Source organism: Mesorhizobium sp. P2_D6, assembly GCF_056404315.1.
In genome coordinates this window covers 588,103-614,971 of sequence record NZ_JBFUEG010000002.1, presented here as the reverse complement: position 1 = coordinate 614,971, position 26,869 = coordinate 588,103, and the positions used below count along the sequence as shown (strand labels likewise).

Annotated in this window: 19 protein-coding genes and 1 tRNA gene; 9 read left to right on the top strand and 11 right to left on the bottom strand. The window is 61.8% G+C overall.

The window, feature by feature from the left end:
• Positions 1-123 precede the first annotated feature (123 nt).
• Both AC1D1L_RS06065 and AC1D1L_RS06060 read right to left on the bottom strand, forming a co-directional pair.
• The gene (locus tag AC1D1L_RS06065; protein ID WP_477339651.1) at positions 124-3,570 is read right to left on the bottom strand and encodes an autotransporter outer membrane beta-barrel domain-containing protein; all 3,447 of its coding nucleotides are present in this window, start codon (positions 3,568-3,570) and stop codon (positions 124-126) included.
• Positions 3,571-3,825: 255 nt separating this feature from the next.
• The gene (locus AC1D1L_RS06060) at positions 3,826-4,179 is read right to left on the bottom strand and encodes an ATP-binding cassette domain-containing protein (protein WP_477339649.1); all 354 of its coding nucleotides are present in this window, start codon (positions 4,177-4,179) and stop codon (positions 3,826-3,828) included.
• A gap of 796 nt (positions 4,180-4,975) precedes the next feature.
• On the opposite strand from AC1D1L_RS06060, the gene AC1D1L_RS06055 reads away from it, so the two are divergent.
• Together AC1D1L_RS06055 and AC1D1L_RS06050 are read left to right on the top strand one after the other, a co-directional pair.
• A complete protein-coding gene (locus AC1D1L_RS06055; protein ID WP_477339647.1) occupies positions 4,976-5,200 on the top strand; it encodes a hypothetical protein in 225 nt (74 codons plus the stop codon).
• Between the two features lie 723 nt (positions 5,201-5,923).
• On the top strand, positions 5,924-6,682 hold the full coding sequence (locus tag AC1D1L_RS06050; protein WP_477339775.1) for a LuxR C-terminal-related transcriptional regulator: 759 nt from the start codon (positions 5,924-5,926) through the stop codon (positions 6,680-6,682).
• A gap of 297 nt (positions 6,683-6,979) precedes the next feature.
• Here AC1D1L_RS06050 and AC1D1L_RS06045 read toward each other — a convergent pair whose 3' ends face one another.
• Complete coding sequence (locus AC1D1L_RS06045) at positions 6,980-7,258, bottom strand: hypothetical protein (protein WP_477339645.1); 279 nt, start codon at positions 7,256-7,258, stop codon at positions 6,980-6,982.
• Between the two features lie 484 nt (positions 7,259-7,742).
• Positions 7,743-8,555, bottom strand: a complete 813-nt coding sequence (locus AC1D1L_RS06040) for a LuxR C-terminal-related transcriptional regulator (RefSeq protein ID WP_477339643.1) — start codon at positions 8,553-8,555, stop codon at positions 7,743-7,745.
• 493 nt (positions 8,556-9,048) lie between these two features.
• Between AC1D1L_RS06040 and AC1D1L_RS06035 the strand changes: the two genes are divergently transcribed.
• From AC1D1L_RS06035 to AC1D1L_RS06005, 7 genes are all read left to right on the top strand, one after another.
• Positions 9,049-10,839 carry a polysaccharide biosynthesis/export family protein gene (locus AC1D1L_RS06035; protein ID WP_477339641.1) on the top strand — a complete coding sequence of 597 codons (1,791 nt, stop codon included), beginning with the start codon at positions 9,049-9,051 and terminating at the stop codon, positions 10,837-10,839.
• A 275-nt stretch (positions 10,840-11,114) separates the two neighbouring features.
• The gene (locus tag AC1D1L_RS06030; protein ID WP_477339639.1) at positions 11,115-12,293 is read left to right on the top strand and encodes a GNAT family N-acetyltransferase; all 1,179 of its coding nucleotides are present in this window, start codon (positions 11,115-11,117) and stop codon (positions 12,291-12,293) included.
• Between the two features lie 125 nt (positions 12,294-12,418).
• Positions 12,419-12,503, top strand: a tRNA-Asn gene (locus AC1D1L_RS06025).
• Positions 12,504-12,852: 349 nt separating this feature from the next.
• Positions 12,853-13,695 (top strand): 4'-phosphopantetheinyl transferase family protein, encoded by an 843-nt coding sequence (locus AC1D1L_RS06020; RefSeq protein WP_477339637.1) that lies wholly within the window; start codon positions 12,853-12,855, stop codon positions 13,693-13,695.
• Between the two features lie 184 nt (positions 13,696-13,879).
• Positions 13,880-14,950, top strand: a complete 1,071-nt coding sequence (locus AC1D1L_RS06015) for a TubC N-terminal docking domain-related protein (protein WP_477339635.1) — start codon at positions 13,880-13,882, stop codon at positions 14,948-14,950.
• A gap of 32 nt (positions 14,951-14,982) precedes the next feature.
• Positions 14,983-16,989: a non-ribosomal peptide synthetase gene (locus AC1D1L_RS06010; RefSeq protein WP_477339633.1), complete on the top strand. Its 2,007-nt coding sequence runs from the start codon at positions 14,983-14,985 to the stop codon at positions 16,987-16,989.
• Positions 16,990-17,099: 110 nt separating this feature from the next.
• Positions 17,100-18,203 carry an acyl-CoA dehydrogenase family protein gene (locus tag AC1D1L_RS06005; RefSeq protein WP_477339631.1) on the top strand — a complete coding sequence of 368 codons (1,104 nt, stop codon included), beginning with the start codon at positions 17,100-17,102 and terminating at the stop codon, positions 18,201-18,203.
• A gap of 126 nt (positions 18,204-18,329) precedes the next feature.
• Here the strand turns inward: AC1D1L_RS06005 and AC1D1L_RS06000 are convergent, their stop codons facing one another.
• The 7 genes from AC1D1L_RS06000 to AC1D1L_RS05970 are packed head-to-tail and all read right to left on the bottom strand — an operon-like array spanning position 18,330 to position 26,476.
• Positions 18,330-19,169: a class I SAM-dependent methyltransferase gene (locus tag AC1D1L_RS06000; protein ID WP_477339629.1), complete on the bottom strand. Its 840-nt coding sequence runs from the start codon at positions 19,167-19,169 to the stop codon at positions 18,330-18,332.
• 28 nt (positions 19,170-19,197) lie between these two features.
• Entirely contained in the window at positions 19,198-20,520 is a 1,323-nt protein-coding gene (locus AC1D1L_RS05995) for a lipopolysaccharide biosynthesis protein (RefSeq protein ID WP_477339627.1), read from the bottom strand.
• Positions 20,511-21,788 carry a glycosyltransferase family 4 protein gene (locus AC1D1L_RS05990; RefSeq protein WP_477339625.1) on the bottom strand — a complete coding sequence of 426 codons (1,278 nt, stop codon included), beginning with the start codon at positions 21,786-21,788 and terminating at the stop codon, positions 20,511-20,513. The genes AC1D1L_RS05995 and AC1D1L_RS05990 overlap by 10 nt, the downstream gene beginning before the upstream one ends.
• A 9-nt stretch (positions 21,789-21,797) precedes the next feature.
• Entirely contained in the window at positions 21,798-22,562 is a 765-nt protein-coding gene (locus tag AC1D1L_RS05985; RefSeq protein WP_477339623.1) for a hypothetical protein, read from the bottom strand.
• On the bottom strand, positions 22,549-24,528 hold the full coding sequence (locus tag AC1D1L_RS05980) for a hypothetical protein (RefSeq protein ID WP_477339621.1): 1,980 nt from the start codon (positions 24,526-24,528) through the stop codon (positions 22,549-22,551). Before AC1D1L_RS05980 ends, AC1D1L_RS05985 begins: the two co-directional genes overlap by 14 nt.
• The gene (locus AC1D1L_RS05975) at positions 24,525-25,670 is read right to left on the bottom strand and encodes a glycosyltransferase family 4 protein (RefSeq protein ID WP_477339619.1); all 1,146 of its coding nucleotides are present in this window, start codon (positions 25,668-25,670) and stop codon (positions 24,525-24,527) included. Before AC1D1L_RS05975 ends, AC1D1L_RS05980 begins: the two co-directional genes overlap by 4 nt.
• Before the next feature lie 5 nt (positions 25,671-25,675).
• Positions 25,676-26,476, bottom strand: coding sequence for a glycosyltransferase family 2 protein (locus AC1D1L_RS05970; RefSeq protein WP_477339617.1), 801 nt, complete (start codon positions 26,474-26,476; stop codon positions 25,676-25,678).
• Positions 26,477-26,869: the final 393 nt, after the last annotated feature.

Sequence of the window (26,869 nt, the reverse complement as noted above, 5' to 3'; positions counted from 1 at the left end):
TATGCCCGCTAATGGCGCAACCGCGACCTCCAGCGCGGTCGCCGGTAATGTCCGCTTCAAGGCGGTGGCCGAGCTAACTTCAATGACCGACATGAGGCAGAGCTGCCGTTGACGCTGCCCTCGCTACCACTTCACACTGAAGCCGACCGAGCCGCCGATGGAATGGCTATCGCCGAAATCCTCCAGGCTGGTGCGAGCAAGCAACTCGCCATGCACGGCGTAGCGGTGATCGGCCCAGCTCAGCGAACCACCGAAACCCACCCCGCCCCAAAGCTGCTGCGGCTTGCTGGTCAGCCCGGTGCCCGATACGTCGACATGGGTGCCGTCGAGGAAGTCGTAGTAGAGATTGCCGATGCCGTAGACATGCGAGCGGCTGGTGCGGCCCATCTTGTCCTTCCACTCACTCTCATAGTCGGCGGAGAGGCCAAGGCGGCCGATCAGGCTGTCGCTGCTGTCGTTGGAGACACGGGCGCCATAAGGGTCGGTGAAGCTATCGAAGTCGACCGAGGCATAGCTGAGCTGCACCTGTGGCGTCAGCGACCAGTTGCCCTGCAGCGCGATCTTCTGCCCTGCCTCGATGCCAAGACCATAGCCGAAGCCGTTATTGCCGTCGGCAAGCGTCCGGCCAAGTGTGGCTGAGGACAGGTCGCTATCGAACCAGGTCAGCTCGGCCTGCGTGTCGACATAGAAGCCGTTCTTGCCGTACCAGGTCAGCGTGCCGCCGAAGCCATAGCCATTGGTGTCGATAGAGCCTGTGCCGAAGGACGAGGAGACATCCGATTTCACCGTGCCGTAATGGACGGCGAGGCCGCCGACCAGCATTCCCGTGGCCGTCTCGGACAGCAGCACGTCGAGGCCGGCCTGCAGCCGCCAGAGATCGGCGTCGTAATCGGTCCCGGTCGTGGTCGTGCCCGGTTCGAATTCGCTGTGCGAAGCCTCGATGCGGCCCCAGATCGGGCTGCCGCCTTCACTGCTCTCGCCTGTCGCCGATTGAGCGGCGCCGGTCCATGACCGGTTGCCCATGCGCTGCTGCAACGTGCCCAGCTGGGTAAAGCTCTGCAGCACGCCGGCATAGGCCTCATATATCGGCACGGCGGGCGAATAGAGCGGCGTCGTCGGGCCGCCCGGATCGACGGGATTGATCAGCGCCGAGCGCAAATACCAGTCGCCGTCGGCAGGCGTGCTGATGCCGTTCTGGTAGAGCCGGTAGGCATAGGCGCCGGCCACGACGGCCTGATCGCCCTGGAAGACATAGTCGCCTTGCAGGTTGAAGGCCCCGGCTGAGAGACCGCCCACATCGATGATCTTGATGCCGTTGTCGGTCTGCGCGCCGGCGCCGCCAAGGCCGATCACCTTGACGTTGGCACTGCCCGAGGTGTTGCCGGTGATGATGAGCTTGTCGGTGGAAGAAGCGTCGCCGTCGAGCATCGCCTCGATCTCGACCGTGCCGCCGGCGCCGGTGAAATTGCCCTGGACGGTGAGTTGGCCGATCGAATTGCCGGGCGCGATGACACCGCCGGCCTGGAGCGTCGTAGAGCCGACCGTGCCGTTGCCGCCAAGCGCGCCGCCACTTAGAATAGTGACGGCGGAATTGGCGAGCGAGCCGTTGACCGAGAGCTTGCCGGCCTCGACAGTGGTCGCGCCGCTCAGCGTGTTAGTGCCGGTGAGGTTGAGATTGCCGGCCCCCCTTTTGGTGAGCGTGCCGGTGCCTTCGATGATGGCGGCAAAGCTGGCGTCGGTCGATTGATCGAAAACGAGTGCCGCGTCGTCGAGGATGTTGCCGGTGCCGAAGCTCGTTGCCTGGCCGATCAGCGTGCCGGCGGAGATGGTGGTGCCGCCGCCGTAACTGTTCGTGCCGGCGAGCGTCGTGCTGCCCGCGCCCTGTTGCACCACGGCGCCGCTGCCGGAGATAGCGCCGGCAAAAGTCACGTCGTCGGAGCGGTCGAAGGCCAAAATGCCGTTGTTGACGACATTGCCGGCGATTGAACCGGTGGTGCCGCCATTGCCGAGCCGCAGCGTGCCGGCGGAGATCGTCGTGGGACCGCCGTAGCTGTTGTCGGCGGTGAGGATCAGCGTTCCGGCGCCGATTTGGTTCACGGCACCGGTGCCCGAGATTGCACCGGCGAAGGTATAGGTGTCCGAGCGGTTGAAAACGAGGGTGCCATTATCGATGACGTCGCCGACGATCGATCCGGTGGTCCCGCCATTGCCGAGCTGCAGCGTGCCAGCGGAGATCGTGGTCCCGCCGCCATAGGTGGTGGCGCCGGTGAGTATGGTCGTGCCGGAACCGATCTGATTTACAGCGCCGGTGCCGGAGATGGTGCCGGCGAAGATGGAGGTGTCGGAGCGGTTGAAGGCAAGCGTGGCGTTGTCGGTGATATTGCCGATGATCGAGCCGCTGGTGCCGCCGTCGCCGATCTGCAGAGTACCGGCTGAGATCGTCCAATTGGTGGTGGCAGTGCCGGTGCCGGTCAGCGTCCAGGTGCTGGTGCCGGCTTTCTCGAAAATGTCGAAGTTCTGGTACTGCCCGGAAGGGCCGATCAAGGACACATCGAAGCTGCTGTCGGTCGAGCCGCCGAGCCGCAGCGCATCGCTGGTGCTCAGGCTGCCGGCAAGCACATCGCCAATGATCTGCGAGCCGGCCTGGAGCTCCAGCGTTGACTTGGAACCGACGTTGTCACTGAACAGGATGGCGGTGGTCGACCCGATGCCAGCGCGGATCGTGCCGCTGTTGACGACCGTGACGTTCCAGATCGTGCTTTGATCACGACCGATTGCCGCCGCCCCGTTGCCGCCCTCCAACGTGCCGTAGTTGGTAATCGCGACATTGGTTCCACGGCTGCGGACGGCGAAATTGCCTGCGCTGTTTCCGGTCAGGTCCGAGCCGCCGCGGATCGTGCCGTAGTTGACGAGGGTCGTGGGTTTCGCGGCGGTGCCGGTCATGGAGACGCCGGCGCCGGCATATGCGCCCTGGGTGTTGCCGCCCTGGATCGTGCCGGTGGCACTGTTGACGATCGTTGCGCCGGAGTTCGAGATGTTCACGCCGGCCCCGTTGTTGCCGAGGCCTCCGCTGGTCCCTCCCGTTCCGCCAGTGACGGTGCCGTTATTGACGAAAGTCACGACATTGGCGAGCGAAGTGCCGATGCCGCCAGGGCCGCCTGCTGCTGCAGCAGCACCGCCCCTAATTGCCCCGTTGTTGATAAGCTGCGCGGTCGTGCCGCCGACCGTCGTTACGCCGCTGTCGAAGACCAGGCCGGTGCCGGCCGCCGTGGCACCAGACTGATCGGCGCCGGTGATTGTGCCCGACAAAGTCACCGTACCGCTTGTAAGGGTTCCGCCGCTGAACCTGACATTGCCCGAATTGGCCGGGACGCTGATGCCCGACAACGTAAAGCCCTGCGTGTCGATCGACAGCGATTTGGTCGGAACCGGCAGAGTGTTCGGCGCCGTCACGCCGAAGCTGTTCGTCATCACGATTGACGAGCTTGGGTCGCCGTCGGCATTGGCCGTGTTGATGGCGGCGGTCAGCTCTGTCTGGTTACTGACGAAGTAGGTCGCGGCTGAAGCCATGCCCGGAAGAAAGCAGGCGATAGCCGCGCCGCTCGCCCCCGCCAGCAGGCTTAAGCTACGAATGCGTCTGAATTCAATCCTGCCGCCGCTCACCCTCATAGCCCCTGCCAGCCCCCGTTAAATACGCTGCCAGCCACCACCGATAGCTGTTCTTTGCCGATGCCCGCCGCACCAAACCGCTAATAGGTTAATGCGACGTTTGTTCCCTGTCTCAATATTGAACTGGCAAGTACCGATTTTTTGTTGATAGTTACTTCAAAGCAACATTAGAAAGTTCGAATTTAGTAAGTATAAATATAAGAAGCTACTTGGATACGGCTGAGTCCTGGATGCTGAGTTCTTGCTCGTGCGGCGCGCAGTCGCGGATCGAAGCGACGAGCTCCAAATACTGGCGTCCCGAAAGCGAGCCGGCAATTCATGCGGCTCTATGGCGAGGCCAAATCCGGCCTTGGCGCGCTCCGGCGCTGCAGCGAGGTCGATACCGTCGATCATTACGCTGCCGTCGATCAATGGAATCTGGCCGGTGATTGCCCTGAGCAGCGTCGACTTGCCCGAGCCGTTGGCGCCGCGCAGGCCGAGTATATCGCCCCGGCCGAGCGAAATACCCATGCCGCAAGCGGCAGCGCCTTGAGGAAGGGCGCGAAGGCCCGCGCCAGGCAGAGCCCGGACACCGCGTTGCCGGCGACCGCTCGAACACGCTTCCAAGGTCGAACCAGATGCGGCGTCTCGCAGCGACGGCCATGACGAGCAGGGCCGCAAATATGATGTAGATCAGCGGAGACGACCCACCTAAAAAGGTCAGCGTCACGACGGCCGTCGCACCGAATGCCTGGGAAGCGACCAGGCCGATGATCAGCATTCCCCTGGAATAGTAGGCAACGACCAAAATGGCCACGACCACCAGCAGCCCTGGCAAGGACATCTGCATTGCGGAGCGGGAAAGAGAGCCAAAGGGCGTAGCCCGACACCCACATCTGCAGGACACGGGGCAAGTACTTCTACCTACGATGGGAACCAAGAGGTGGTCGTCCGCTCGGCGGAGGCTTGAAGACTGAATGGCTGCATGTCCCGCCCACGGCTGTCGCAAAACGCACGCGGCATGATCGCAGGACGTGAAAATAGGTGCCCTTTCGCTTTCGAGAGGGGGACCATCTAGTCGATGGACTCCTCGAGTTGTTTCGCGATTGCGGTCTTTTCGTAATCCGGCTCACGCCTCCTGCAAACGGCTAACCTCAATTCACGAACGCCTACTAAAGAACGCCTCGACCAGAGAAAAGGGTAATCTATACTAGGATTGCAGGTTGTTTTTGGTGCCAATCGCAAAACCCTGTGTTAATGATGAAATCGTGGGAGCGCTGGGCAACGGGTGGGTTGTTGGAGTGCCGGCACGAGGAGGAGAAGCGGTATGACCATTCAGGTTGTACGTAGCGCATTCGGTCCCAAGCAAGTCAGGCAACTCAAGGAAGTTTACGAGCGTGCGCGGGCCGTGGAGGCAAAGTACCCCGAGTCCCACATTGCCAGCAAAGCCGCCAAAAGGCTGATAGCCGCCTTCGAAGCCGCGATCCAGACGGACGGGACGGTTCTGGATGTGCACTGGCTAAGCGAGGCTGATCCTCAAGGAAACGCCTGAGACCAGGCCCCCATCCAGCGTCCGCGAAGCCTTCGGGCAGACGACTAATTGCTGTCGACGCCAGCTACGCCCTGCAGGCGGATTCTGCTTGCCGTTCCAAATCAAACTTCTCTGGGAACTGGCCTGACCGCGTGTTTGCCGCGCGGGGCGATAGGGGAGCCGTTGGGCGGGCAGTGACTCCCCTATCCTGTCCTCCGCGTTTTCGCCGCAGACAGGCAGCGTAAGCCTTGAGCACACGCCGGCATTCCAATGTTCAGCCTGGTGCATGTGCCGTCAACGAAGCTTTTGGAGGTAAGATGTAGTGTCGTCAGGGGATACGAGCAGATCCTGCTTCCGCCTATCGGATGAGGACCGGCCGAACAGTCGCAATCGGGGTGATCTGCTTGGCTGATCGGCTGACGGCATGATGTGTCCGACAAGGTACGGTGCTGGCTAAGCGTCCTCAAGGGATCGCAGCGCCTTGGGGTCCAGTTTGGCTACGTCTTTTCGAGGACTTAAAAATTTATAGAAAATTAACCTAAGTTAGAGACTGCTTATTAAGAACTCATAGACTGCTCAGGCTGTTCTAGGTGGCGGGCAGTGAGGAACTGCTCAAGGCTCCAAGCTGGGGTATCCAGCCTGAAGCTTTTCAATGGGCTGGGTATCAAATTTCAATCCAAAAGAATGAGGGAGCTCTATTGGGCCGCCACAGGCAGATCGCGTTGGGGAAAGGCGGGTATTAATATGGGTTCTACAGTAGGGTTGCATAATTACACTTCAACAAATCAGACAGGAGTTCCGTCCGGCGGAACTGAAAATGTCAACGAACAGGCGGGCAGGCAATGCCTCCTCATCCTGGACGGAAGGGCCCTAGACCGCGAGTGTCTCGCATCGGCCCTTGAGGACCACGAACTCGGCATGGCGGTCGTCGCCATGGGTTCGATCGGCGAATGGCGCACGAAGAAGGGCTCGGCCCCTCCCCTCGCAGCCATTCTATTCAACCTTGGCGGCCGGAAAGTCAGCGATCATGGCATCGCCGACGAGATCAGGAACATTTCGTCCGAGTTCAAGTCAGTCCCAGTGGTTATCCTGGCCGACACAGAGGATCTTGCACAGATACTGGCGGCGCTCGAATGCGGCGCACGCGGCTACATTCCGACTTCGGTCGGGATAGACGTGTGTGTCGAGGCGATCAACCTTGCGGCAGCGGGAGGCATCTTCGTCCCGGCGAGCAGTGTCCTATCGATGCGGCACCTGATAGATTCAGGCAGCTGCGACACGCGGCCTTTGACGGGCATGTTCACGCTCAGGCAGGCTGAGGTCGCCCAGGCGCTCCGGCGCGGCAAGGCGAACAAGATCATCGCCTACGAACTGAACCTGCGTGAAAGCACAGTGAAGGTCCACATCCGAAACATCATGAAGAAGCTGAAGGCGACCAACCGGACGGAAGTCGCCTACAAGGTCAACGATCTCTTCGCAGAAGGAGCTATGGTTGAAGAGTAATCGCGAGCGATCAGACGGCCCGCCTTGGTGAATCCTGGCGGGCCGTGTTCGTTTGTTCAGCCTTTGAAGGTTGAATGACCCATTGCAGGGAATACCAGCAGGGTCGGGCAGCAGCCACACCTACGCGGCGAGGATCTCGTCCTCGCGCCGTTTGGGGTGCCCTGTCTGGGAAGTCGACGAAGTCTGACAATCTGACAAACGGTTCAAGATCCCTCTGGCGACGAAGGTATCAGAACACTGGGCGAGAGGGCTCGCCGGGACCTGTACAGGGCGGCTTGCCGCCGCGGAATCTGCCGATCAATCTACAGCGGGAGCGAGCTCAGGGAAGGTGTATGTGCCCACCCATCTAATGGCTTCCTCGATCGTATCGAAGTTCTTGTGCTGCCCGCTCAGTAGCCCGAAGCCGGTCTCGAGAAACCATTTGCCTTTCGTGCAATAAGCTTCCTCGTCGATCTGGGTAAGGACGGCGACCAGCTGGTCGGATTTCCAAACCAGAACACCGGATTCTCCCCCCTCGACCGTTCCGATCCGGGCTTCGCTGAACGAAAATCCACGAGCAATTTCTTCTTTGCCCACGTTGATGCTTCCCCAACTTCAAAATGGATATGAAAATCCGTCGGCCTTGAATGGCTGGCCACTTCTGGAAGAGTCTTTTGGAGCGGACGTCACCCGACGGCGACAGTGGAATTTGTTAGCAGATCGCCCGGCAAGTTCAATGGCTCTTCGCGCGATTTGTTCGTTGATCCACCGTTAGTTTTTTCGCTCGGGAATTCGTGAAAAACCGCTAAAGAATTTTGTCTTCCGGAGTGTGAATGCCCCGGCGAAACTGGACTGCTGCCCGCTCAGCAACCCGAAGCCTGTCTCAAGGAACCATTTGCCCTTCGTGGAGTAGGCTTCCTCGTCGATCCGAGTAACCAGTTGGTCGAATTTCCAGACCAGAAGCCCCAATTCTCCGCCCTCGAACGTTCCGATTCGGGCTTCGTTGGGCCAAAATCCAGGAGCCCTCATCGCGGAGCCTGGTACTGGGGCAAGTGAATTCATCAGATCCCGAATAAAGCGGTCACATCGGATGAGCGTTCTCGAGAAAGTGGTACCCCTTTTGTGCTTCAAATAGATCTTGCGGATAGTGAGAGGGCTGAGTTGTCATCTTTTCGTTCCCGGACGGGCCAGACGCGAGAGTGAGCACACCATGGTTCATCGCCCAAACTGCAGCCTGCGTACGGTTGCGAACCCGAATCTTTCGAAGGATCGCCTTTACGTGTACCTTCACCGTAGCTTCGGCGATTCTAATCTCGCGTGCGATGGTTTTGTTTGACTCCCCTTCAACCAAGCAACGTAGAATACATTTTTCCCTGGCTGACAAAATTGATAGGTGTCTCTCCACATTCTCCATTTTAGCAGCCGCGCTTGTAAAATCGTCAGTCACCGCATCATATTTAAGATCAGACCTTATATCTTGAATAAACGCCGAAGGTTCCGCAGGTAACACCGTCTGCCCAAGCATAACCAATTCGAGAGCTTTGATGAACGTGTCGGAGGGAGCGGCTTTTGTCAAATATGCGTCAGCCCCCGCACGAAAAGCCGAAACTATATCGCTCGATCGACAGTGATCTGCTAGCGCAACAACATGACTGTTCGGAAAAATTGCCTTAAAGTCAGCAATTTGTGCGAATTCAGCATCTGCATCAGTACCGCCGACATCCATGATGAGCAAGATGGGCCGGTGCTGGGGTAGCGGCTTCTGCAGAAGATCGTGAACACAAGCCGCAGAGAAAAGAATACGAAACTTTGCTGTATCCAAGATTCGACTAAGGCCTTCTCGGAGTAACTCGCTCGGCCCGACAAGCACCGTTATAAAGGATTGTTTTGTCATCGTAGCTCCCCAACGCGCCCGGTAAGGCGCTCGGCGCGCCAACCGCATTAACGTTACGCTAGGAAAACCCTAAACCAAAATACCCCCTTTAGGCGTAGGGCAGCATCCTCGAGACTATCCGGCTTTCACAAACCTGTGGCCTTGGGGAAGGCATGATGCGGGCGGCGGGGCCGGCGCCATCGTGGCGTTGGATGCGCGGCCGTGAGGGTTGCCGGGCTTGGTTTCCCGCGATGCCGCTGCCGCGTGCCAAGCTGCTTCGGTAGGCCGGCTCTTCGTTGCGTTGGATCGCTTTTGCCATCGAAGAGGTTCTTCTGCAGCGCAGCACATTGGACGAGCTCGTCCAAGTCGGTGCTTCATCCAGAAGGAGTGCCCACAAAGGGATAGTTGTGCCGCAGGCGGTGAAGGGTCACGATAAGGGAGAGTCTTGCTCCGTCGACCTGTGCTCGACCAGTTTGGGAGGCATGGTCACCATTGAAGGTGAAAGCTACACGCCATGGCCACACAATACAATTCCGAGCCCGTCACTCCCTCGTCACAGGCCGGCGGCCGCAGGCGGATCAGGGGAATAAAGGCCATCCTGCTGGTCTTTGGACTCTCCGGAGTCGCCGCCCTGGGAGGGGGCGTGGTCAGAAACTGGGAGCCCATCAACTTGGAGGTCATCGGGGCTGTTTCCAGAGCCGCGGCGCAGAAGGTCGAGGATGTCTCCGGAGCCGTGGTGCAAAAGGTGTCTGCTGCTATCGATAGCTGGCAAGATCAACCGGTTCGAGCCACGGCCGAACCCCGGGCGATCGTGTTGGGACCGGATGCGTCGGCCGTGACGTTGGTCGAAGGGAGCGCCGCTCCTGCCGTCCCCACCAGTGCCGAGCGCCCAAAAACCCTCAGCACGGGACCGGATGCGTCGGCCGTGGCGTTGGTCGAACGCAACGCCGTCCCTGCCGTTCCCACCAGTGCCCAGCGCCCCCTCAGCACGGCGCCAGACGTGCCAACCGGAAGCCTGTTCGGCGTCGGCGACCGCCTCAAGGTCGTGTTCTACGAGCGCGTCGACGTCGAAGAAGACAAATGGGGGGGCGCGTCCTCAGCCTCGGCCCTGCGCGGTATCGTGCAGCGTCCGGAGCTGAGCGGCGAGTATACTGTCCAAGAGGACGGCACGATTTCCGTGCCCTTGCTTGGCTCCATTGCGGTCGCCAACCGGTCGGCGCAACAGGTACAGGCCGACCTAGCGGATACCTTCGAACAACTGCTGGGCCGCAAAGGACTGGTCAACATCCTGTCGCTGGAGCGCCCGCCCATTTACGTACTGGGGCCAGTCAAGAATCCGGGCTCGTTCAAGTACGCGCCCGGCATGACGATCCTGCACGCCATCGCTCTGGCCGGCGGCCTCGACCGGGGCCAGGGCGAGCCGTGGCAGAAGATCGAAGCCGTGCGTGAAACCCAGAGGCGGGGCGGGGCGATCGATGCAATCTCGAAGTTGCTCGCCCGCGTGACGGTGCTGAAAGCCGAGCGCGACGGCACGGCGCCCAAGATCCCGCGCCAGTTGCTGGAGTTGGCCGGCGCGACTGAAGCCGCCAACCTCGTCAGCGAGCAGAGCGACCGGCGCAAGGCCGTCGCCACGACCCGCAAGGACCGCGAGCGCACGATCCTGCGTGCACTGGAGGCGGCCAGGCAAGATGTTGCCGCGTATGGGCGGATGGACTCCCTCGACGAACTCGTTAGGCTGCGCGAGGAGCGCGTCAACAGCATGCGCACGCTCGTGAACCGCAACGTTCTCAGCATGACGGTGATGGATCAGGTCCGGAGCGAGTTGTCCGACGCGGAACAGCGTCGGCAGGACGCCCTCAACCAGTACGCGATGGCCAAGCAGCGCCTCGCTTCGCTGGAGGCTGAGGCGTTGCAGACCCAGGCCGACCTCAGGAACGATCTGGAGGTTGAGATCGAATCCACGGAGACCCAGATCGCGGCCAACATGCGCGACTTGAACGCCAGCGAGGGCGTCCTGGACACGTTGCCGATGACCCGCGCCCAGGCTGTGAACGCGAACAGCGTAACCTATCAAATCGTGCGGCAATCGGCAGCCGGGCCGGTCAGCATCGAGTCCCCCGGGATGACCCTGTTGCAGCCGGGCGACCTCGTCAACATAATCGTGGCCGAAGGCGAGCCAGACGCGCTGGGCGGTTCGCCGGTCCCGACCTCGTCGCCGACCGGCGAGAGCTCGCCGGCCGGGTCCACTCTCAACGATGCAGGGCCTGGCAGCGAGGTGGCGGAGCAGCCAATCGGTCCGAATTGATGCCCTGCAAGGAAACTGTTCTGCACGGCCTGGTCTGCGTGGATGAACTCGTCGGGCCGACGTGGGAAGCGCGCAACGATCACTCGCCGACAGCTTGAACCGTTTCACGAACGGGCATGTCCGCCTCCGCCGAGTTCGAAGTATGGCTTGGACTGCCCGTCGTGAGTAGTCAGCAATAGGGTCTTCACTTCTCGCGCTGGCGATACGAGACTTCGCCAAACAAGACAAACCCCGCGTGCTCCATGGCTGAGCGGCAAGGCGCAACGAGGATACCCTTGGCATCACCGCAGCAAACTTCAGTAGAGCAAGCCATGAGCCAGGATGCGGTCATCGACGTTACCGTGGAGGCCTTGCCGGACATCGCGAGACTTGAGACCATTTGGAAGGAGCTCGAAGCCCGAGCAACACACTCATTCTACCTGTCCTGGCTCTGGATCGGAACTTGGCTGCGGCATCTGCCGGGGGGCGCTCAACCACATGTTCTGGTCGCCCGAACGTCAAGCAGAATCGTTGGGTTGGCGATTATTTGCCGGCGGAGCGCCTGGAGTTTCGGGCCACATGCGCGGGCGCGTTGGCTACTCAATGAAACCGGCGATGTTCGTTTCGATCGATTGTTCATCGAGTACAACAGCATTCTTGCCGAGCGATCCCTGGCCGATGCCACCAGGGCGGCATGCCTCGAGGCATTAGCGCATCACCTGCGCTACTCTGACCAGCTGGTGCTCTCCGGAATTGATCCGGATTTTGAGTTGGCTGCTTGTCGCACCGCGGGCCGGGCTGGGCTCCATACCGAGGTGAGAGCGGACGATACGGCGCGGTGGATCGATTTCGCCAAAGTCCGCCGGAAAGGTGGAAATTTCCGCGCCACCTTGGGCCGCAACACTCGGCAGGCGGTAAGCCGCGCCATGCGGTTATATACTGAACGCGGCCCCATTGCGTTCCAGACTATGAAAGTCACGTCGGAGGCGCTCGCCGCGTTTGATTTGCTCGCCGAGCTCCATCAGGCGCGGTGGGGACGCAAGGGCGCCTTTGCCAATCCGAGCTTCCGTCGATTTCACGAGGACCTCATTGCACTCGGAGTTCCCACTGGGACCGTCCGCATCTCGCGGACGTTGGCTGGGGACCAGACAATTGGGGTCTTATACAATTTCGTGCATGACGGCCGTGTTTACAACTACCAAAGCGGCTTTCTCTTTGAGCGCGACGGCCGGCTTAAGCCTGGGCTTATCAGCCATGTTCTGGCTATTGAGGACAGCATCGGACGCGGGGAGTGCAGCTACGATTTTCTGGCAGGCTTCTCGGGGCACAAGTCGCACCTGGCTAATGCGGAGCATTCCATGAAGTGGATCGCAATAGGCAGAGACGGTCCAGAGCGCCGCATCGAGGCAAAGCTGCGCGGGGCCAAGCGGGTGCTAGGGACCATTGCTGCGAACATGAAAGAGGCCATGGCTTGAAGCGCCAACCAAAAAAGGAGCTCCACTATATAGCCCACCGGAAGAGCGGCTGTTTGAAGCACAGCGCGTATCCCGTTCAATTCGGGATCAGAGCACCAGTTCGCTCGGCGGGCTCTAATCTATGTTTCAGCGTGGCGGAATTGGTAGACGCACCGCACTGTTGATGCGGCGCCGACAGGCTTGTAGGTTCGACTCCTACCGCTGGAGCCATCATATTAGGTCGTTGAATAAGGGCATTTCGGCCCCTTCTGCCCGTGCGGGAGGTACTTTTGGTCCACCAGATCCGCCTCCCAGCAAGGAAATCACTGGAGCGCCAGTTCACTGTCCCTCCGGCAAGATACATCTGGCAGTTTCGCCTCCGGGCATACCCCCTTGCGAGCAGCAGTATGTCTGGGTCTTTTGATGTAGCCCATCCATACATCAAAATATCCACCAGGCGCTCCTTGCTTTCGCCCTTACGCGATTGTTTCATCAGGGAAATCCGCATGAATGGCGCTGCCGTTCATTAGAAAGAATTGCACTTGTGCGCATGAGCGCTCCCAGCGATCGGCATCCACGTATGACTCCTGACTTCTACCCTGAGCTCGACTTTATCCAATTTTCTGACGCGGACGGGGACGATCGCCATGGCGCATTGGGCGCGAGCTGGAATTTTCATGCTGCCTCGGTTCGGCCGGAACATCGATTAATTCGACCCGTCAGAATCGGCGTCAGTCAGCTTCTTGTGGAGCCGGCACCGCCCCCTCCAAACTTTTTGGATAAGGTCGAACTGAGACCCGAGATCATAATGCCGGTTCTTGAGAATGATGGTTTAGAGGTCGTGGCATTCATGCTCGATGCGGAGCAGAACGTCATCCGCGAGATAGGTGTTTGCCTCAACGAAGAGGAACGTCGGCGCGCCGAGGGGTTGAGACTGGAGCGGGACCGCCGGCGCTTTGTCGCTACCCGTGGGCAACTGCGCCGGGTCCTCGCTTCCAAACTGGGAATCTCGCCATCCGACGTCGAACTAGAATATGGGCACCTGGGCAAACCACACCTCTCGCACCGCATGCCTGCTCGCGATTTGTGCTTCAGCGTCTCACGATCCGGAGATGTCGCGGTCGTCGCCCTCTCGACCAGGCAGGAGGTCGGGGTGGACATCGAGGCAGTTCTCCCTGTGCCCGAAGCGGACGAGATCGCAGCGCTCTGCTTTTCCGCCTCCGAGTGTGGGTCCTACACCGACCTTGGTCCGGAAGACCGGCTGGAGGGCTTCCTCCGGCGCTGGACCCGGCTGGAGGCTATCTCCAAGGCCCTGGGGTGCGGCCTAGGACAGCCCTCTTCCCGGGATGAAGGGGATTGGGCGGTCCGTAGGTTCGTACCGAAACCTGGGTACATCGGGACGGTGGTAGTCCGGAATTGGTAGTCCGGAATTGAAGTGCCCGCGGTGCCATCATTCGCTTACGATGCACTGTGGATAAACGAGGGCACGCAAGTTCATTAACGGGGCATCGCTCCACAACGGGGCAGCGCTCCACTCACATGTCCCGGGCGTACGGAGAAAGAGGCGGCAGTTTCAGCGGTGAAACCGTCGTGCTGGGGGAGTTGGGATGCGGGTCGTGAATCATGAAGGAAGTGGTTCGGGAGGCCCTGTGTCGGCGGACGTGATGCAGATCCCGGAGCTTCTCGCAAACCTCGCGGTCAAGGACATCAAGGTCTGGGTAGAGGGCGACCGGCTGCGGTGCAACGCCCCAGCTGGCATACTGACGGCGGAGTCTTCCGACCAGTTGCGGAACCGGAAGGGCGAAATCATCGCGTTTCTGAACATGGCCACGGCGGCGGCCCGGCAACAGCCTGCAATCATTCCCCTGCAGTCTCGTGGAACACGCACGCCCATTTACGCCGTACCCGGGCATATCGGCGCGCCCTTCTCATTCTCGGACCTGTCGAAGCAGCTGGGCGGCGATCAACCGTTTTACGCACTCCAGCCGCCTGGCTTCGATGGGCAGAGCGAGCCGATGGACCGCGTCGAAGATATCGCCAATTACTTCGCCCGCCAGATCGTCGAATATCAGCCCACTGGTCCGTACATCATCGCCGGTTACTGCTCCGGCGCTGCAACCGCTTTCGAGCTGGCGAAAATCCTGAGTGGACGCGGAGCGGAGGTCCCTTGCATAGCGCTCTTTGGCCCTCTTCACCCCACCACCTATAACAAATTGCCGCGTCTGCTGTATTTCTATGCTAGCCGTAGCGCCGATTCACTTCTGCGAGAGATGGCGAAACTGCCGACATTCGCTGCCCGTCTCCGACATTTCGGCAGTCGCCTCCGGAATCTCGGCGAGCGCGCCATCGTGACCCCCATTCGCAGAAGCAAGGAGCCTGTCACGACAGATCCGGTGCTGGCGAGCAGAGCTCGACTCAAATCCGCGGCGATCACGGCTTTGCGGCGGTACATTCCCACTCCGTATTCAGGTCGAGTATGCATATTCCTTCCGAACAAGGCTTGGATGCGATCGGGTGCAGCACCGCACCGATGGCTTCGAGTGGTGCCCCATGCCGAATTCTATTTCGGGCCCGAGGACTGCAACGATACCCTTATGCTGGAGGAACCGGACGCACCTGCCATCGCAGAGCTTTATCGCCAAGCAACCCAAAAAGCTGAACGATTTGACGTGATTTGATTTTTTGATTTCTGCTATGGAGAGCGCATCTCATGAATGAAGTCCTACCTATCGCGGCGGAGGGCGTAGCGCTTCCCCTGCTGAAAGATGCCGATCATCAGGCGCTGGTTGTCGAGTACAACGCCACGGCAGCGCCTTACCCGTCGGACAGGACGATCATCGATCTCTTCCTCGACCAGGCGATGCGTAATCCTGACGCCGAAGCGATCCGCTTCGGCGACGCAACGCTGACGTACCAGCAGCTCAACGAACGCTCCAACCAGATGGCCACGCATCTGAGCTCGACCGGCGTGGGGCGGGGTCGGATTGCCGTTGTGTTCATGGAGCACTCCATTGAAGTCGTCGTCGCGATCTTAGGCGTCCTGAAGTCGGGCGCGGCCTATGTGCCGGTGGATGCGGCAACACCGAAGGGGCGTCTCGCAACAATCTTGAAGGACATTGCCAACGGGACCGACGGGCGGGCGCCGGTGGCGATCACCCAAACGCGCTTGCGGTCCGCCATTTCCCCGAACCTTGCCGACATTTTCGTGCTCGACGCCGATTTCGGGTCGATTTTGAATCAGCCAGACTCGGCCCGACCGTCTGCTGCCACTCCGGACGGCGCCGCCTATATCATCTTCACCTCAGGCTCGACCGGCACGCCCAAGGGCGTCGTGATCGAGCACCGGAACCTGGTGAACTACATCTGGTGGGCCGCTCGGATGTACAGTTCCGGCGAACGTCTCGCATGGCCCCTTTTCTCATCCCTCGCCTTCGACCTGACCGTCACGACGCTCTTCACGCCACTCATAACCGGCGGCAGCATCGTGGTCTATCTTGGTGATCCCGGAGTTCAGAGCATGGTCGTGCTCAAGGTCATCGACGACAACGCCGTCGATATCATGAAGCTGACGCCGGCGCATCTCGCGATGATCCGCGACCGCAATCTTGGGACCACAAGGCTACGCAAGTTCATCGTGGGTGGCGAGGACTTCAAGACCGAGTTGGCTCGCGATATCACGCAAGCCATCGCCCATCCTATCGAGATCTACAACGAGTACGGACCAACCGAAGCCACGGTGGGCTGCATGATACACCGTTTCGACATCGACCGGGATCAATCCGCATCGGTGCCGATCGGCGTTCCGGCCGCCAATGCGGGCATCTACGTCCTCAGCAAGGCATATCAGCCCACCACCCCCGGCATTGTCGGTGAGATGTTCATTGCCGGCGACGGTCTCGCGAGAGGCTATTTCAATCGCCCTGACCTCACTGACGAACGTTTCCTCACGGCCATCGATCCCCGAGATCGGTTTTCGAAGCTGCGGCTGTACAAGACGGGCGATCTCGCCCGCTGGAACTCGGAAGCGCGCCTGGAATTTCTCGGCCGCGCCGATCATCAGGTGAAGGTTGGTGGCGCGCGTGTCGAACTGGGCGAGATCGAAGCGCGGCTTCTGAAGCACCCGCACGTTCAGGAATGCGCTGTCGCTGCCATCGCCACCTCGGTGGTGAAACCGGCGACACAAGTCGGCCATGTCGAACCGCCAGCGGTCGAAGACGGCATCGCACGACTTGTGGCCTACTATGTCTCGTCGAAACCTGTGACCGTCGCGGACCTGCGCGCCCACCTTGCCGAAGAACTCATGGAGTCCATGATTCCGACACACTATGTTCGCCTCGAACGGATGCCGCTCACGTCCAACGGGAAGATCGACCGCGCCTCGCTTCCCGAACCGACGGCGGAAAATATCCAGCCTGCACAAGACTTCGCCGCTCCCTCGACGGAGACCGAGAAGATGCTGGCCGCGCTGTGGTGCGATCTCCTCAAGGTCGAGTCGATCGGCCGTGACGACAACTTCTTTGGCCTGGGCGGGCAGTCGCTCTTGGTGATGCGGGCGGTGTCGCAAATGCGAAAGACCTTCGGCGTCGACGTGCAGCTTCGCAATCTCTTCGAGCGCCCGACAGTGGCCGGACTGGCGGAAGTGATCGACGCAATGCGCTGGGTGGCCGATTCCAGAGCCCCTTCACTCGAGGGACCGAGAGAGGAAATCGAACTCTAGCCTATCGGACGGCCCTCCGAATGGCCTTGGGGCGGATGAAGATGATGGACAAAGCTTGGGTACCGTCGCGAGGACCGGGGCTGCCTTGGGCAGCGGGGGAGTATGAGCTCTTGCGGGACCAGGTCCGCCGGTTCGTCGAGGAGGAGATCAAGCCCTGTGCGGATCGCTGGGAAGAGGAGGGATTCATTCCCCGTCCGATCCTGCGCCGCATGGGCGAACTCGGCTTCTTCGGCATCCGCTACCCGGCCGAGTATGGTGGTGCCGAGATGGACGCGGTTGCATCGACGGTCTTCGCCGAGGAGCTCGGGCGCTCGACCTATGGCGGCGCCGCCGATGCAATGCTGGTCCATAGCGACATGGCTTCCATGTATGTCTTTCACGACGGGACCAAAGCCCAGCGCGACCGCTGGATGCCGGGCATTGTCAGAGGCGAGGTGATCACCGCGGTCGCCATCACGGAGCCGGATGCGGGCTCGGACGTGAAGGCCATCCGCACGCGCGCACTCCGAGAGGGCGACTCTTACGTCCTCGACGGCACGAAACTCTACATCACGAATGGCGTCCACGCGGATCTCTACTGCGTCGCCGCCAAGACTGATCCCTCGGCAGGAAGCAACGGAATCACGATGTTCCTCGTCGAGAAGGGCACGCCCGGCTTCAGCGTCGCGCGCGAGTTGGACAAGCACGGCTGGCGCTCCTCCGATACGGCGGAGCTCGTCTTCGACGGTTGCCGTATCCCCGCCGAGAGCGTGCTCGGCGCGGAGGGACAGGGCTTCTACTCCATCATGCGCAACTTCCAGAACGAGCGCCTTGTCCTCGCGGCCATGGCGATAGGGACGGCCGAGGCGGCGATCGATATGACCCTCGCCTGGGTGAAAGCTCGCCGCGCATTCGGGGGCGCCCTATGGGACATGCAGGCGATCCGTCAACGTCTCGCGATGCTCTCTGCGAAGGTGGAGGCAAGCCGCCAGTTTCTCTATGCCACCGCTTGGCGCATGGCGGCGGACGAAGATTGCCTGCGCGAGGTCTCGATGTTGAAGGCCATCTGCGGCGAACTCGTCAACGAGGTCGCCTATGCGTGTGTGCAGTTCCACGGCGCCATGGGCGTCATGCGCGAGAGTCCGATCGAGCGGATAACGCGTGACGCCCGCGTCCTATCCATCGCCGGCGGCGCAACGGAGGTGATGCTGGAGGTGGTCGCCTCAATGTCGTGAGCCTGATGCGCAGCATCCCACCGCGCCAACCGTCCTGCTCTCCAGGTCAGGTCGTTTCAACTCGAATTTCAATTCGTCATGGCTCGGCGGAATGGAGCACCGGTCTCCGAAGCTGGGTGTCGCCAGTTAAGTGTGGCCGAGGGGGCGGGTCGCTACGACCAGGGTTGAAACGCCGAATTTCCGCAAAGGCGTTTTTTCGATCCGTGGCATGAGCCGCCGGTAGGTCGGTATCACGCTAGCCGGCAGCCATTGATAACGCTCCAACACCGGCAGCACATAGTCGACCTTCTGTATCTCGAATCCCGCCGCAGCCACAATATTGCGCAATTCATGCGGCCAGTAGTTCCGTGCCGCCATAACGCGAGTCGACCACGAACTCGGCAGCCAAGGAAGCAGTGGGATAGGGAAACCGAAATCACGGCCCAGAAACCGCATCCCGTGGCCCTCGAATGGAAACCAGCGATTTGGACTCATCACGACCAGATGACCGCCGGGCCGCAGGACCCGCCAAATTTCGCGCAGCGTGGCCGCCTCGTTGGCGACGTGCTCAAGAACCTCATTCAACAATGTCGCATCAACGGACGCATCCGGTAATGGGAAGTCGTCGGTGCAGCAGTGGTATTCGATCGCATCTGGCCGCCGATTAAGCTTCTCATCATTCACCAGCTTGCGAGCGATGGCCTCGTCGATCCTCGATCGTTCAGGATCGACACCAATGGCTTTCTGGGCACCCCAGGCGACCAGGGCCTCGGTGTAGCCGCCCTCGGCACAGCCGCAGTCGAGCCAGACTCCCTGCAGCAGTCCCAGGTCTCTCAACTTGCCGAGCCTGTAAGCAACATTGCTTCCGATCGCGGTCGAGTCGCCGGGATGGGGGTAGCGTGGCGCAGTACGCGCGCGCGATAAAGAATTCTCGCTTGTCGCGATGACCCGCAGGCCATCCAATTGCGGTCGATAACGTTGCGCCATGAGCGGTGTCTCCTCAAGTCTCAGATTGTTACGCAACCGGCGGCCCTTCGTGCACAGGACCGCCGGCGGAATTCAGCTTCGTTGCGAAGGCCAAAACGAGGGCCGCGCACACGCCTTCGATGCTGACGGCGAGCGTCCAGCCCAGGACCAGGCCTTGAAGTCCGCCAAGCTTCGCCCCCGCGACCACGAGGCACAGCTCCAGCAATCCGCCAAGCGCGAACCAGCGAGATGCCTTGCGCATCCTGTCGCCCAGCCGCGCCACCGCGCAGGCATGAAACTTAAGCGTTGTTCCCAACAGGCTGAAGCCGAGGAAGCGCAGGCTCGAACCGGCGATCTCAGGATAGGCCGGATTGAAGACCGCAAGGATCGTCTGCGAATAGGTGAAGACGAAGACGGCGCAGACCAGTGAGAAGAGCAGTGACGCCATCACCGATAAGAGGATGTCGTGTCTGGATTGTTTCGGGCTCGCTCTCACTACGGGGAACAGGGCCGTGGCCATGGCTGCGGGAATCAATGAGGCCATGGTGACCAACATCCATAAGCATACGAAGGCAGCATTGATGGCCGGCGACAGGAGAACCAGCACGAGGTAGGGCATGCTGATGCCCGGGGCCTGCAAGGCCACGTCGAGCGCGTAGTGGTCGAAGACCTTCTTGCGGAGCGTTTGGAGCAGCTGGAAGTCGGGAGGCCCAACGAGTTGACGCGCACCGCCCCGGGTCAACAGGTCCACGCCGACGAGGGACGCCAGCAGGCCGACCGCCCAGCTCAGAAGAAGCGCGACATGGGAGGTGTAGCCAGCAGCCGCGGCGGCGGCGATCAGCATCAGCTTCAACGTGCCGAACAACATTAGCCGGATCATCCTGCCGGCGCTGCGCAGGTTGGCCAGGAATGCCTGGTCGGCCACGATGGTGAGAACGGTCAGACCGCAGCCGAGGACGAACGCAAAACCCTCGAACCAGTCGCCGATCAGCGCGGTCGAGCTGTAGAAGTACGCATGCCCGAAGACGAACAACAAGGCGAGGCCGACCGCCAGCGCCACCCCGACGCACGCCGCTGCGGCCACCAGGCCGCGCTCCTTGCCAGGATTCCGGACGATCTCGCCCACCAGCATGGTTCCGAGCCCCGCCTCCCCCAGCGTGCCGATAAGCCCCATCACGGACAGTAGCGCAGCGGTGTTGCCGATCACCTCCGGCGGAAACAGCCGCGCCGCGAGCCACCAATAGACAAACCCGAGACCGGCCGCTGCTGTCGTTCCGATTGCCAGAGCGCCGGAATTTATCACGAGCGCGGAACTCTTTCGAAGCTCTCGACGTACGCGAACAATGGCCGTTCCGGCGCGGTCTACCGACATGGTTGCTGTCCCGAACCTTGCTGCGCCGGCACTGCGGACCTGGCGGCGGCTGGGCGCAGGACGTCCCGGTAGACCTGCTCGATCCGGGTCACGACCGCTCCGGCCTTGAGACGCTCGACCCTGGCGAGGCTTGTCGCCTCCAGGCGGGCGCGCAAGGCGCGGTCGTCCAGAAGTGTCTGCATTGCGTTGGCGAGGGCGTGCGCGTCGCTACTCGGCACGAGAAGGCCTGTTTCGCCATGATCGACCATATCCGGCATGCCGCCGACGTCGGTTGCAACGACTGCTTTGCCGGATGCCATCGCTTCCATGATGACCGTCGCGCAAGCTTCGGGCCCGACCGACGGCAGCACGCCGAACAGTGAGCGCCGCCATGCATGCATGATGGCGGAATGCGGCCACGTACCGAGGACACGGACGTTCGGCGGAAACTCGGTTGGTGTATCGGCGGCCCGGCGCCCGATCAGGACCAGCTGCGGCGCCCGCTCCAGGCCGGCATAGGCTTGCAGAAGAACGTCAATGCCCTTGAGGCGCGCCATGTCGCCGACGAACAGGATGAATCCATCCCCGGGCAGTTCCCGCAGGCAGGGATCTTCCGGGCCAAGCACCCCGACATCGTCGGGCACGAAGTTGGGGATGACCTGGTAGGGGGCGTGGCCTTGGGTGAGTCCGGTGTGATACGCCACCGCGTGGCTCACCGCGATGAAGCGGTCCACCACGCGCCGAGTGGCGAAGCTCGACGCCCAGTTGCCCAAGGTGGTCCCGGCTGCCTTCACGGCCCCGTAGTGCCCTGTGGCGCAGGGCAGGCACTTCGCCAGCGCCGGGCCGCTGCAGAGATGGGCGCCCAAGTGCATGAAGTTCTTCTTGGCGCAGACAAGACCATAATCGTGGAGCGTAACCACGAGGCGTGCCCCACTCAGACCTTTGAGCGGCAGGAAGGACGCGTAAATCCAGTTATGGGCGTGAACGATGTCCGGCTCCTCCCGGGCTACCAGCCGCTTCAGGGCAAGCACCAGTTCGGGATCCGGGAAAGGCGGTGCATGGCGACGCTCGGGATCGGTGTGGAGGCCCGACAGGCGCTGGAGCGTGCCGCGCAGGCGATGCACGCGGACCGCGCCGTCCAGCTCGGTTTCGGGCGATCCGGGATGCATCAGGGTCCCGACGCTGACATGATGGCCCCGCTGCGCCAGCGCTGCGCCCAGATTGCGGACGTGCCGCTCCTCTCCCCCGATCACCGGAGGGTAGAACTGCGATAGCAGCAGGATGCGCATGATCGAACCTCATTTCAGATGCGCGGGCACCAGCGTCGAAACCCTGCGATAGAGCCGGTTATCCTCCGGTCGATAGAGCCGCGCCTCGGCCGTCTGGCGAGTTGCCAAGGCGGGCACCGGGATTTCTTGCGTCCAGGTGTCGCCCGGCGCGACGGCGACCGATCGGAAAACGGCGAACTGTTGCCCATCAACAGTGATTTCCAGGTCGAATCGCTGAGGTTGGGTCTCGGCGCTCCTGATGCCGACGGTGATCCGGCCGGCCCCGCCACTGGCCCATGGCAACAACCAGAACTCCGTGTATTTGAATTCCCGGTGGTCCGCTTCGTCCCGGACGGCCAGCGCATAGGCTCCGGTCGCCACAAGCATCGCCAGCATGACCGCGGCCCCCTGCCAAAGCCGCAGCGGCACCAGAGCCGGCCAGGCTGGCAGGTCGGGAGTGTCGCGTCGGATGGCGGCCACCAGCGCCGCGGCGGCCGTCACCACGCAGTACCAGACCGCCCAGCCGAGCGGCGTAAGGGAGCCTGTGGCGTTCAGGGCAAAGCCCCCGGCAATGGCGGCGGCGAAGCTTGCTCCGACCGCGTAGGTGAGGTGTTGCAGCACTGAGGTGGTCCGGACGCCAATGGCCCGCAGAATCGAGTGGCCCGAGACCAGGAACACCAAGGGCGCGCCCAAAAGGGTACGGAGGAACACGCTGTCGCTGACCGCAACGGCCGCCACCGTGGCCGCCGCCCACAAACAGGCGGCCAGAAGGTCCCGCTTGCTAGGAGTTCCCATGCAATCCCCTCACGTCGTAGATCACAATCGAGCCGTTGTCGTAGATGCGGGCGACGCCCGGGATATCATTGAACTTGAGCAGGGCTGCGGCCGAAAGCGGCAGTCCCTTCTGCCGTTGCCACGACTGAAAGTAAAAGCCGAGTACGGGCGGCGCCGTGGTCAGGCGCAGGTCCACCAGCAGGAAATCGATGTCGCTTCCCGCCAAGGCCCAAAACTCGTCAGACCCCAATGTCTCGCCCTCGAATATGCGCGCGGCATCGACGCCCTCTTTGATCTTGACCCTGACGTCCTGCCGGCCGTAGCTCGCAAGCAGAAGGCGGTTGATGCGGTCGGTGGTGAAGCGGTTTCCGGCACCGAGCCACTCCTTGGCCCAGCGTGCCGTTTCGATTCCCATGGGCTCAATTGAGTCCTGATCAGCGCCCACCCTGTAGCGCCCATGGATGGGATTGATCGTAGCGCTCGCGACGCCGCCCACGACGATGACCGACAGAGCGACGGCCGGCACGATGCGGCGCCACCCGCGCGGCGTGCGCCCCTGCCAGAAGTGGACAATGCTCACCGCGACCACCAGCCCGACGCCGATGAACACGAACGTTCCCATGCGGTTGCCGATTTCCCATCCAGCGCTGGTCAGTCGGAAGGCCACCGAGAGTGGGAGCCCGAAGGCCAGCAAGGTGAGGAGCACGAGGCGGCTGTCGCGCCAGCGGCGTTTGAGAATGGCCTGGATCGCACGCCAACCGGACCGCTCATCACTCGGCGCAGCCATGGCGAGTGACCGAAAGAATCCCGTTGCCAGGCCAAGTGCCAGCAGGAGGAGCGCCAGCAAGGTGGTCATTTGCATGTAGAGGGCCTTGTCCGGCGCTCCGAGGTGTTCCGACACTGGGGTGGCCACGCCCAGGATCTTCGCGAGCAAGGTGTCGATGCCGGCCTGGATCACCGGGCCGAAATAGGCTGCGAGAGGGACGCCACGGGCCTGCGCCCACAGGAACGGCAGACCTATTGCCAGGATCGCCGTGAGGCCCACGACGACCGCGGCCCCAATCCGCAGGGGGTCGTGCCGGCGCAACGCCTCGAGGCCCGCCAGCGCCGCGAAATAGATGGCGGCAAAGGCGGCCGAAAGATGATGCGTGACCGCGAGGCTTGCCAACAGCAAGGCAATCAGCCCGAGCGACTTCAGCCTCGGTCGCCCGACGAGATCCCTGGACGCGGCTTCGACCGCGAAGGTCAGCACGCACAGCACGATGCCGGCGCTCTCGTAGGAGAACATCGAGTCGAACAGGAAGAAGGTCGAGCAGCCCATATAGACGAGACAGGCGATGGCCGAGATGCGCGGCGATCCGGCGATGCTCTCGATGAACAGAAACAGGGCACTGATGAAGGTGCCCTTGAGGACGGCCAACAAGAGCGTCCCCGCCACAACCAAGGGCAGTCCCGTCAGATCGACGATCGCCGTCGTCAGGATTTCCAGGGCGGGATACGTTGGCCCGATGGGGAAAAGCGGGTTGGACAGGAACAGCCGGTGGGCCGTGATGAGATCCTGGGCTGCAATCCAGTGCAAGAACTCGTCGTAACCGCTGAAGCTTGTCGGGGAATAGACCCTCTTGCAGTAGAACAGGGCTTCGGCAAGCAGGAACAGAAGGCACAGGCGCTCGCCGCGGGCTGTCGTCGGCCCGGCGATGCGAAGGCTGGTCGGAACCACGAGGAGGACAACACCGGACCAGAAGAGCAGCGGCGCCACGTCATAGCCCCGGCGCCCGGCCGCGTGCCCGGCCACGACCAGGAGCAGAGCCGCGGCGACCGTCAGGCACAGAATCGCGATCCATCCTGAGTTGGCCCGTTGCGGCGGGGGATCTGCGCTGCCGCCGCGAAGGTCGGGGCCGATAACGGCCGAGATGAACCGTATCCCCGCCCTGATCGGGTTTATCCTGGCTCCCACGGTGAAATGAGCCGACATCATCAGCCTCATGCCCCCGTCGCAGGAGGCCACGAGATCACCCCGCCGGGAGGCAATCGGACCGCGGATCGGCTGCTCAGGACATCGCAATAGACGTCGCTCAGCTTTTGCGCGCAGGCATCCCAGTCGGGCAACGCCAAATCCGGCACCTCCCGATGGGCCTCCAGTTCCGCGGCCATGGCGGCGGCCAGTTCCCCCGGACCGGCGTTGCACGAAATCGCCCGGCACAGGCCATTGGCGGCCAGCTCCCGCAGACCGGACGTGTCGCTGACGAGGACCGGACGGCGCAGCGACAGGGCTTCCATCACGGCGACCGGATGGGCTTCGTACTCGCTGAACAGCACGAACAGCGCGGCACTCGCCAGCAGGTCTGCCATTTTCTGCCGCTCGGATCCGGGGATACCCGCAATTGTGACCCGCTTCTCGAGGCCGAGCGTCGAGACGAGGCGCCGCAATTCTCCCTCGTACGGGCCTGTACCTACGATGTGCAGCCGCACGTCCGGCACCCGGCGGATCAGTTCGGGCAAGGCCGCGATCGCCCGGTGATGGCCCTTGTAGCGCTCCAGCCTGCCGCCCGAGACGATCAGGTGCGGATCGACCTTGACGCCGGGGCTAGGAGCCGGCATCGCGGCCCCGTTGGGGATGACGACAAACCGCTCCCGCGGCACGCCCATCCTCGAGCTGAAGAAGTCGGCTTCGAATTCGGAGACGCCGATCAGCCGCGCGGCCCGGGCTACCAGCGGCCGGAGCAGCGTATGCTGGGTGCTGCGTACGGCGTTGCGCAGCCGGGAGGAATGCCCGCCGCTGTGGAAGGTCAGGACGAACGGCAGGTGCCCGCGGACGACCGCAAGCAGCCCGATCGGCGCCACGAAACTGCTATAACCCTGGAAGTGGACCAGATCCCAAGCCCCGCGCCGGATCGCGGTATAAATGCCGGGTGCCACATAGAGGTCCAGCTCCCTTGGCCAGGCCGGCACGCGCTTCACACGCATGCCGCACACCTCCTCCTCAACCGGCAGTTCCCCCGAGGGATCGGTAGTGAGCACGTCGACCGCATGGCCACGCGCCACCAAGCGGGGACCGACCTCCTGGATGTGAGTTTCAGTGCCGCCCATGAAGGGGTAGCAGCGAGCGGCAACCATCAGGATTCTCATCAGGCTTACCCGCCGTCATCACAGGCTGTCGCGCCTCGCCTGTGCTGTTGGTACACCCTCTCACGCAGGATGGTCTTGAGGACGCGCCAGCCGTCCGGGATGGCGCGCAAATGGCTCTCACCGCTGATGCGCGGAGCCTCGAAACTCGCCACCTCGACGATGTTGAGGCGGTTCTTCAATGCCCGTACGTTGATGAGGGTCTCTATCTCGAAGCCATCGCAGTCGCAATTCAGCGTGTCGACGTGCTTGGTCCAGAAGGCGATGTATCCGTAGCATAGATCGGAGAACCAACCGCCATAGAGCAGCCGCACGAACAGGGTCAGCCCCCTGTTGCCGAACATCCGGAACAGCGACATGTCGTCGGTACCGGCGCCCTGAATAAAGCGTGAGCCCTTGACGAGATCCGCGCCGGCCATCAGCACACTGACAAAGACAATCGCCTGCTCCGGGACCATGGAGCCGTCAGCGTCCAGCATGACGATGATGTCGCCTGTGGCGGCCCGGAATCCCGCTTGCAGTGCAGCGCCCTTGCCCGGCCGGGGTTCCATGACAACCTTCACGTCCGCGCGCAGGCGGCGCGCGACCGCGACCGTGTCGTCAGTCGAACGACCATCCACGATAATAACCTCATGCGCCCAGTTGGGGATGCGCGGCAGAAGCCAGGGGAGGTTCTCGGCTTCATTGAGCGTCGGGACGATAAAGCTCACTCGGGGCAGAGTCAGTGCTGGCTGCAGTGCAAAATCAATCGGGTCGGGCGGCGATACGGCACCGACGTGGGCGAGATTGCTGGGGAGACGCTCATTCATGGCAGCGCTGTGAGGTCGAGTGATGGGACCCAGGGGGCGGGCTGAAAGTGCGCCAAGACTGCCGGTATTGGGCGAGACCCCATGAGCACCCCGAAAGTCCGGTGCTCCCCATCGCGCGCACGCAAATGCGCTGCCGGCCACAAGTCGTAGGGACCGGTTCCAATAACCGCCACATCCACGGATGTACTCCAACCATTTGCGGACTCTGGGCCAAAACGAAATGAAGATGAGATGCAAGAAGATTGGTACGCTTGTGGTCGGCCATTAAAGTACACTTGTGGACCGCCCTTAAAGTTTTTGTCGTTGTGCGAGCATTACCGGTGAAGACTTGAAATGGAAGGACGATGGATGGTTAGGAAAGGACAATAGATGATTAACTCTTTTGGGGTATCC

Excerpts from the sequence above, each read along its gene's own strand:
- AC1D1L_RS06065 (WP_477339651.1), bottom strand. The coding sequence starts at position 3,570 with ATGGCTTCAGCCGCGACCTACTTCGTCAGTAACCAGACAGAGCTGACC.
- AC1D1L_RS06060 (WP_477339649.1), bottom strand. The coding sequence starts at position 4,179 with ATGGGTATTTCGCTCGGCCGGGGCGATATACTCGGCCTGCGCGGCGCC.
- AC1D1L_RS06055 (WP_477339647.1), top strand. The coding sequence starts at position 4,976 with ATGACCATTCAGGTTGTACGTAGCGCATTCGGTCCCAAGCAAGTCAGG.
- AC1D1L_RS06050 (WP_477339775.1), top strand. The coding sequence starts at position 5,924 with ATGGGTTCTACAGTAGGGTTGCATAATTACACTTCAACAAATCAGACA.
- AC1D1L_RS06040 (WP_477339643.1), bottom strand. The coding sequence starts at position 8,555 with ATGACAAAACAATCCTTTATAACGGTGCTTGTCGGGCCGAGCGAGTTA.
- AC1D1L_RS06035 (WP_477339641.1), top strand. The coding sequence starts at position 9,049 with ATGGCCACACAATACAATTCCGAGCCCGTCACTCCCTCGTCACAGGCC.
- AC1D1L_RS06020 (WP_477339637.1), top strand. The coding sequence starts at position 12,853 with ATGACTCCTGACTTCTACCCTGAGCTCGACTTTATCCAATTTTCTGAC.
- AC1D1L_RS06015 (WP_477339635.1), top strand. The coding sequence starts at position 13,880 with ATGCGGGTCGTGAATCATGAAGGAAGTGGTTCGGGAGGCCCTGTGTCG.
- AC1D1L_RS06010 (WP_477339633.1), top strand. The coding sequence starts at position 14,983 with ATGAATGAAGTCCTACCTATCGCGGCGGAGGGCGTAGCGCTTCCCCTG.
- AC1D1L_RS06000 (WP_477339629.1), bottom strand. The coding sequence starts at position 19,169 with ATGGCGCAACGTTATCGACCGCAATTGGATGGCCTGCGGGTCATCGCG.
- AC1D1L_RS05995 (WP_477339627.1), bottom strand. The coding sequence starts at position 20,520 with ATGTCGGTAGACCGCGCCGGAACGGCCATTGTTCGCGTACGTCGAGAG.
- AC1D1L_RS05990 (WP_477339625.1), bottom strand. The coding sequence starts at position 21,788 with ATGCGCATCCTGCTGCTATCGCAGTTCTACCCTCCGGTGATCGGGGGA.
- AC1D1L_RS05985 (WP_477339623.1), bottom strand. The coding sequence starts at position 22,562 with ATGGGAACTCCTAGCAAGCGGGACCTTCTGGCCGCCTGTTTGTGGGCG.
- AC1D1L_RS05980 (WP_477339621.1), bottom strand. The coding sequence starts at position 24,528 with ATGAGGCTGATGATGTCGGCTCATTTCACCGTGGGAGCCAGGATAAAC.
- AC1D1L_RS05975 (WP_477339619.1), bottom strand. The coding sequence starts at position 25,670 with ATGAGAATCCTGATGGTTGCCGCTCGCTGCTACCCCTTCATGGGCGGC.
- AC1D1L_RS05970 (WP_477339617.1), bottom strand. The coding sequence starts at position 26,476 with ATGAATGAGCGTCTCCCCAGCAATCTCGCCCACGTCGGTGCCGTATCG.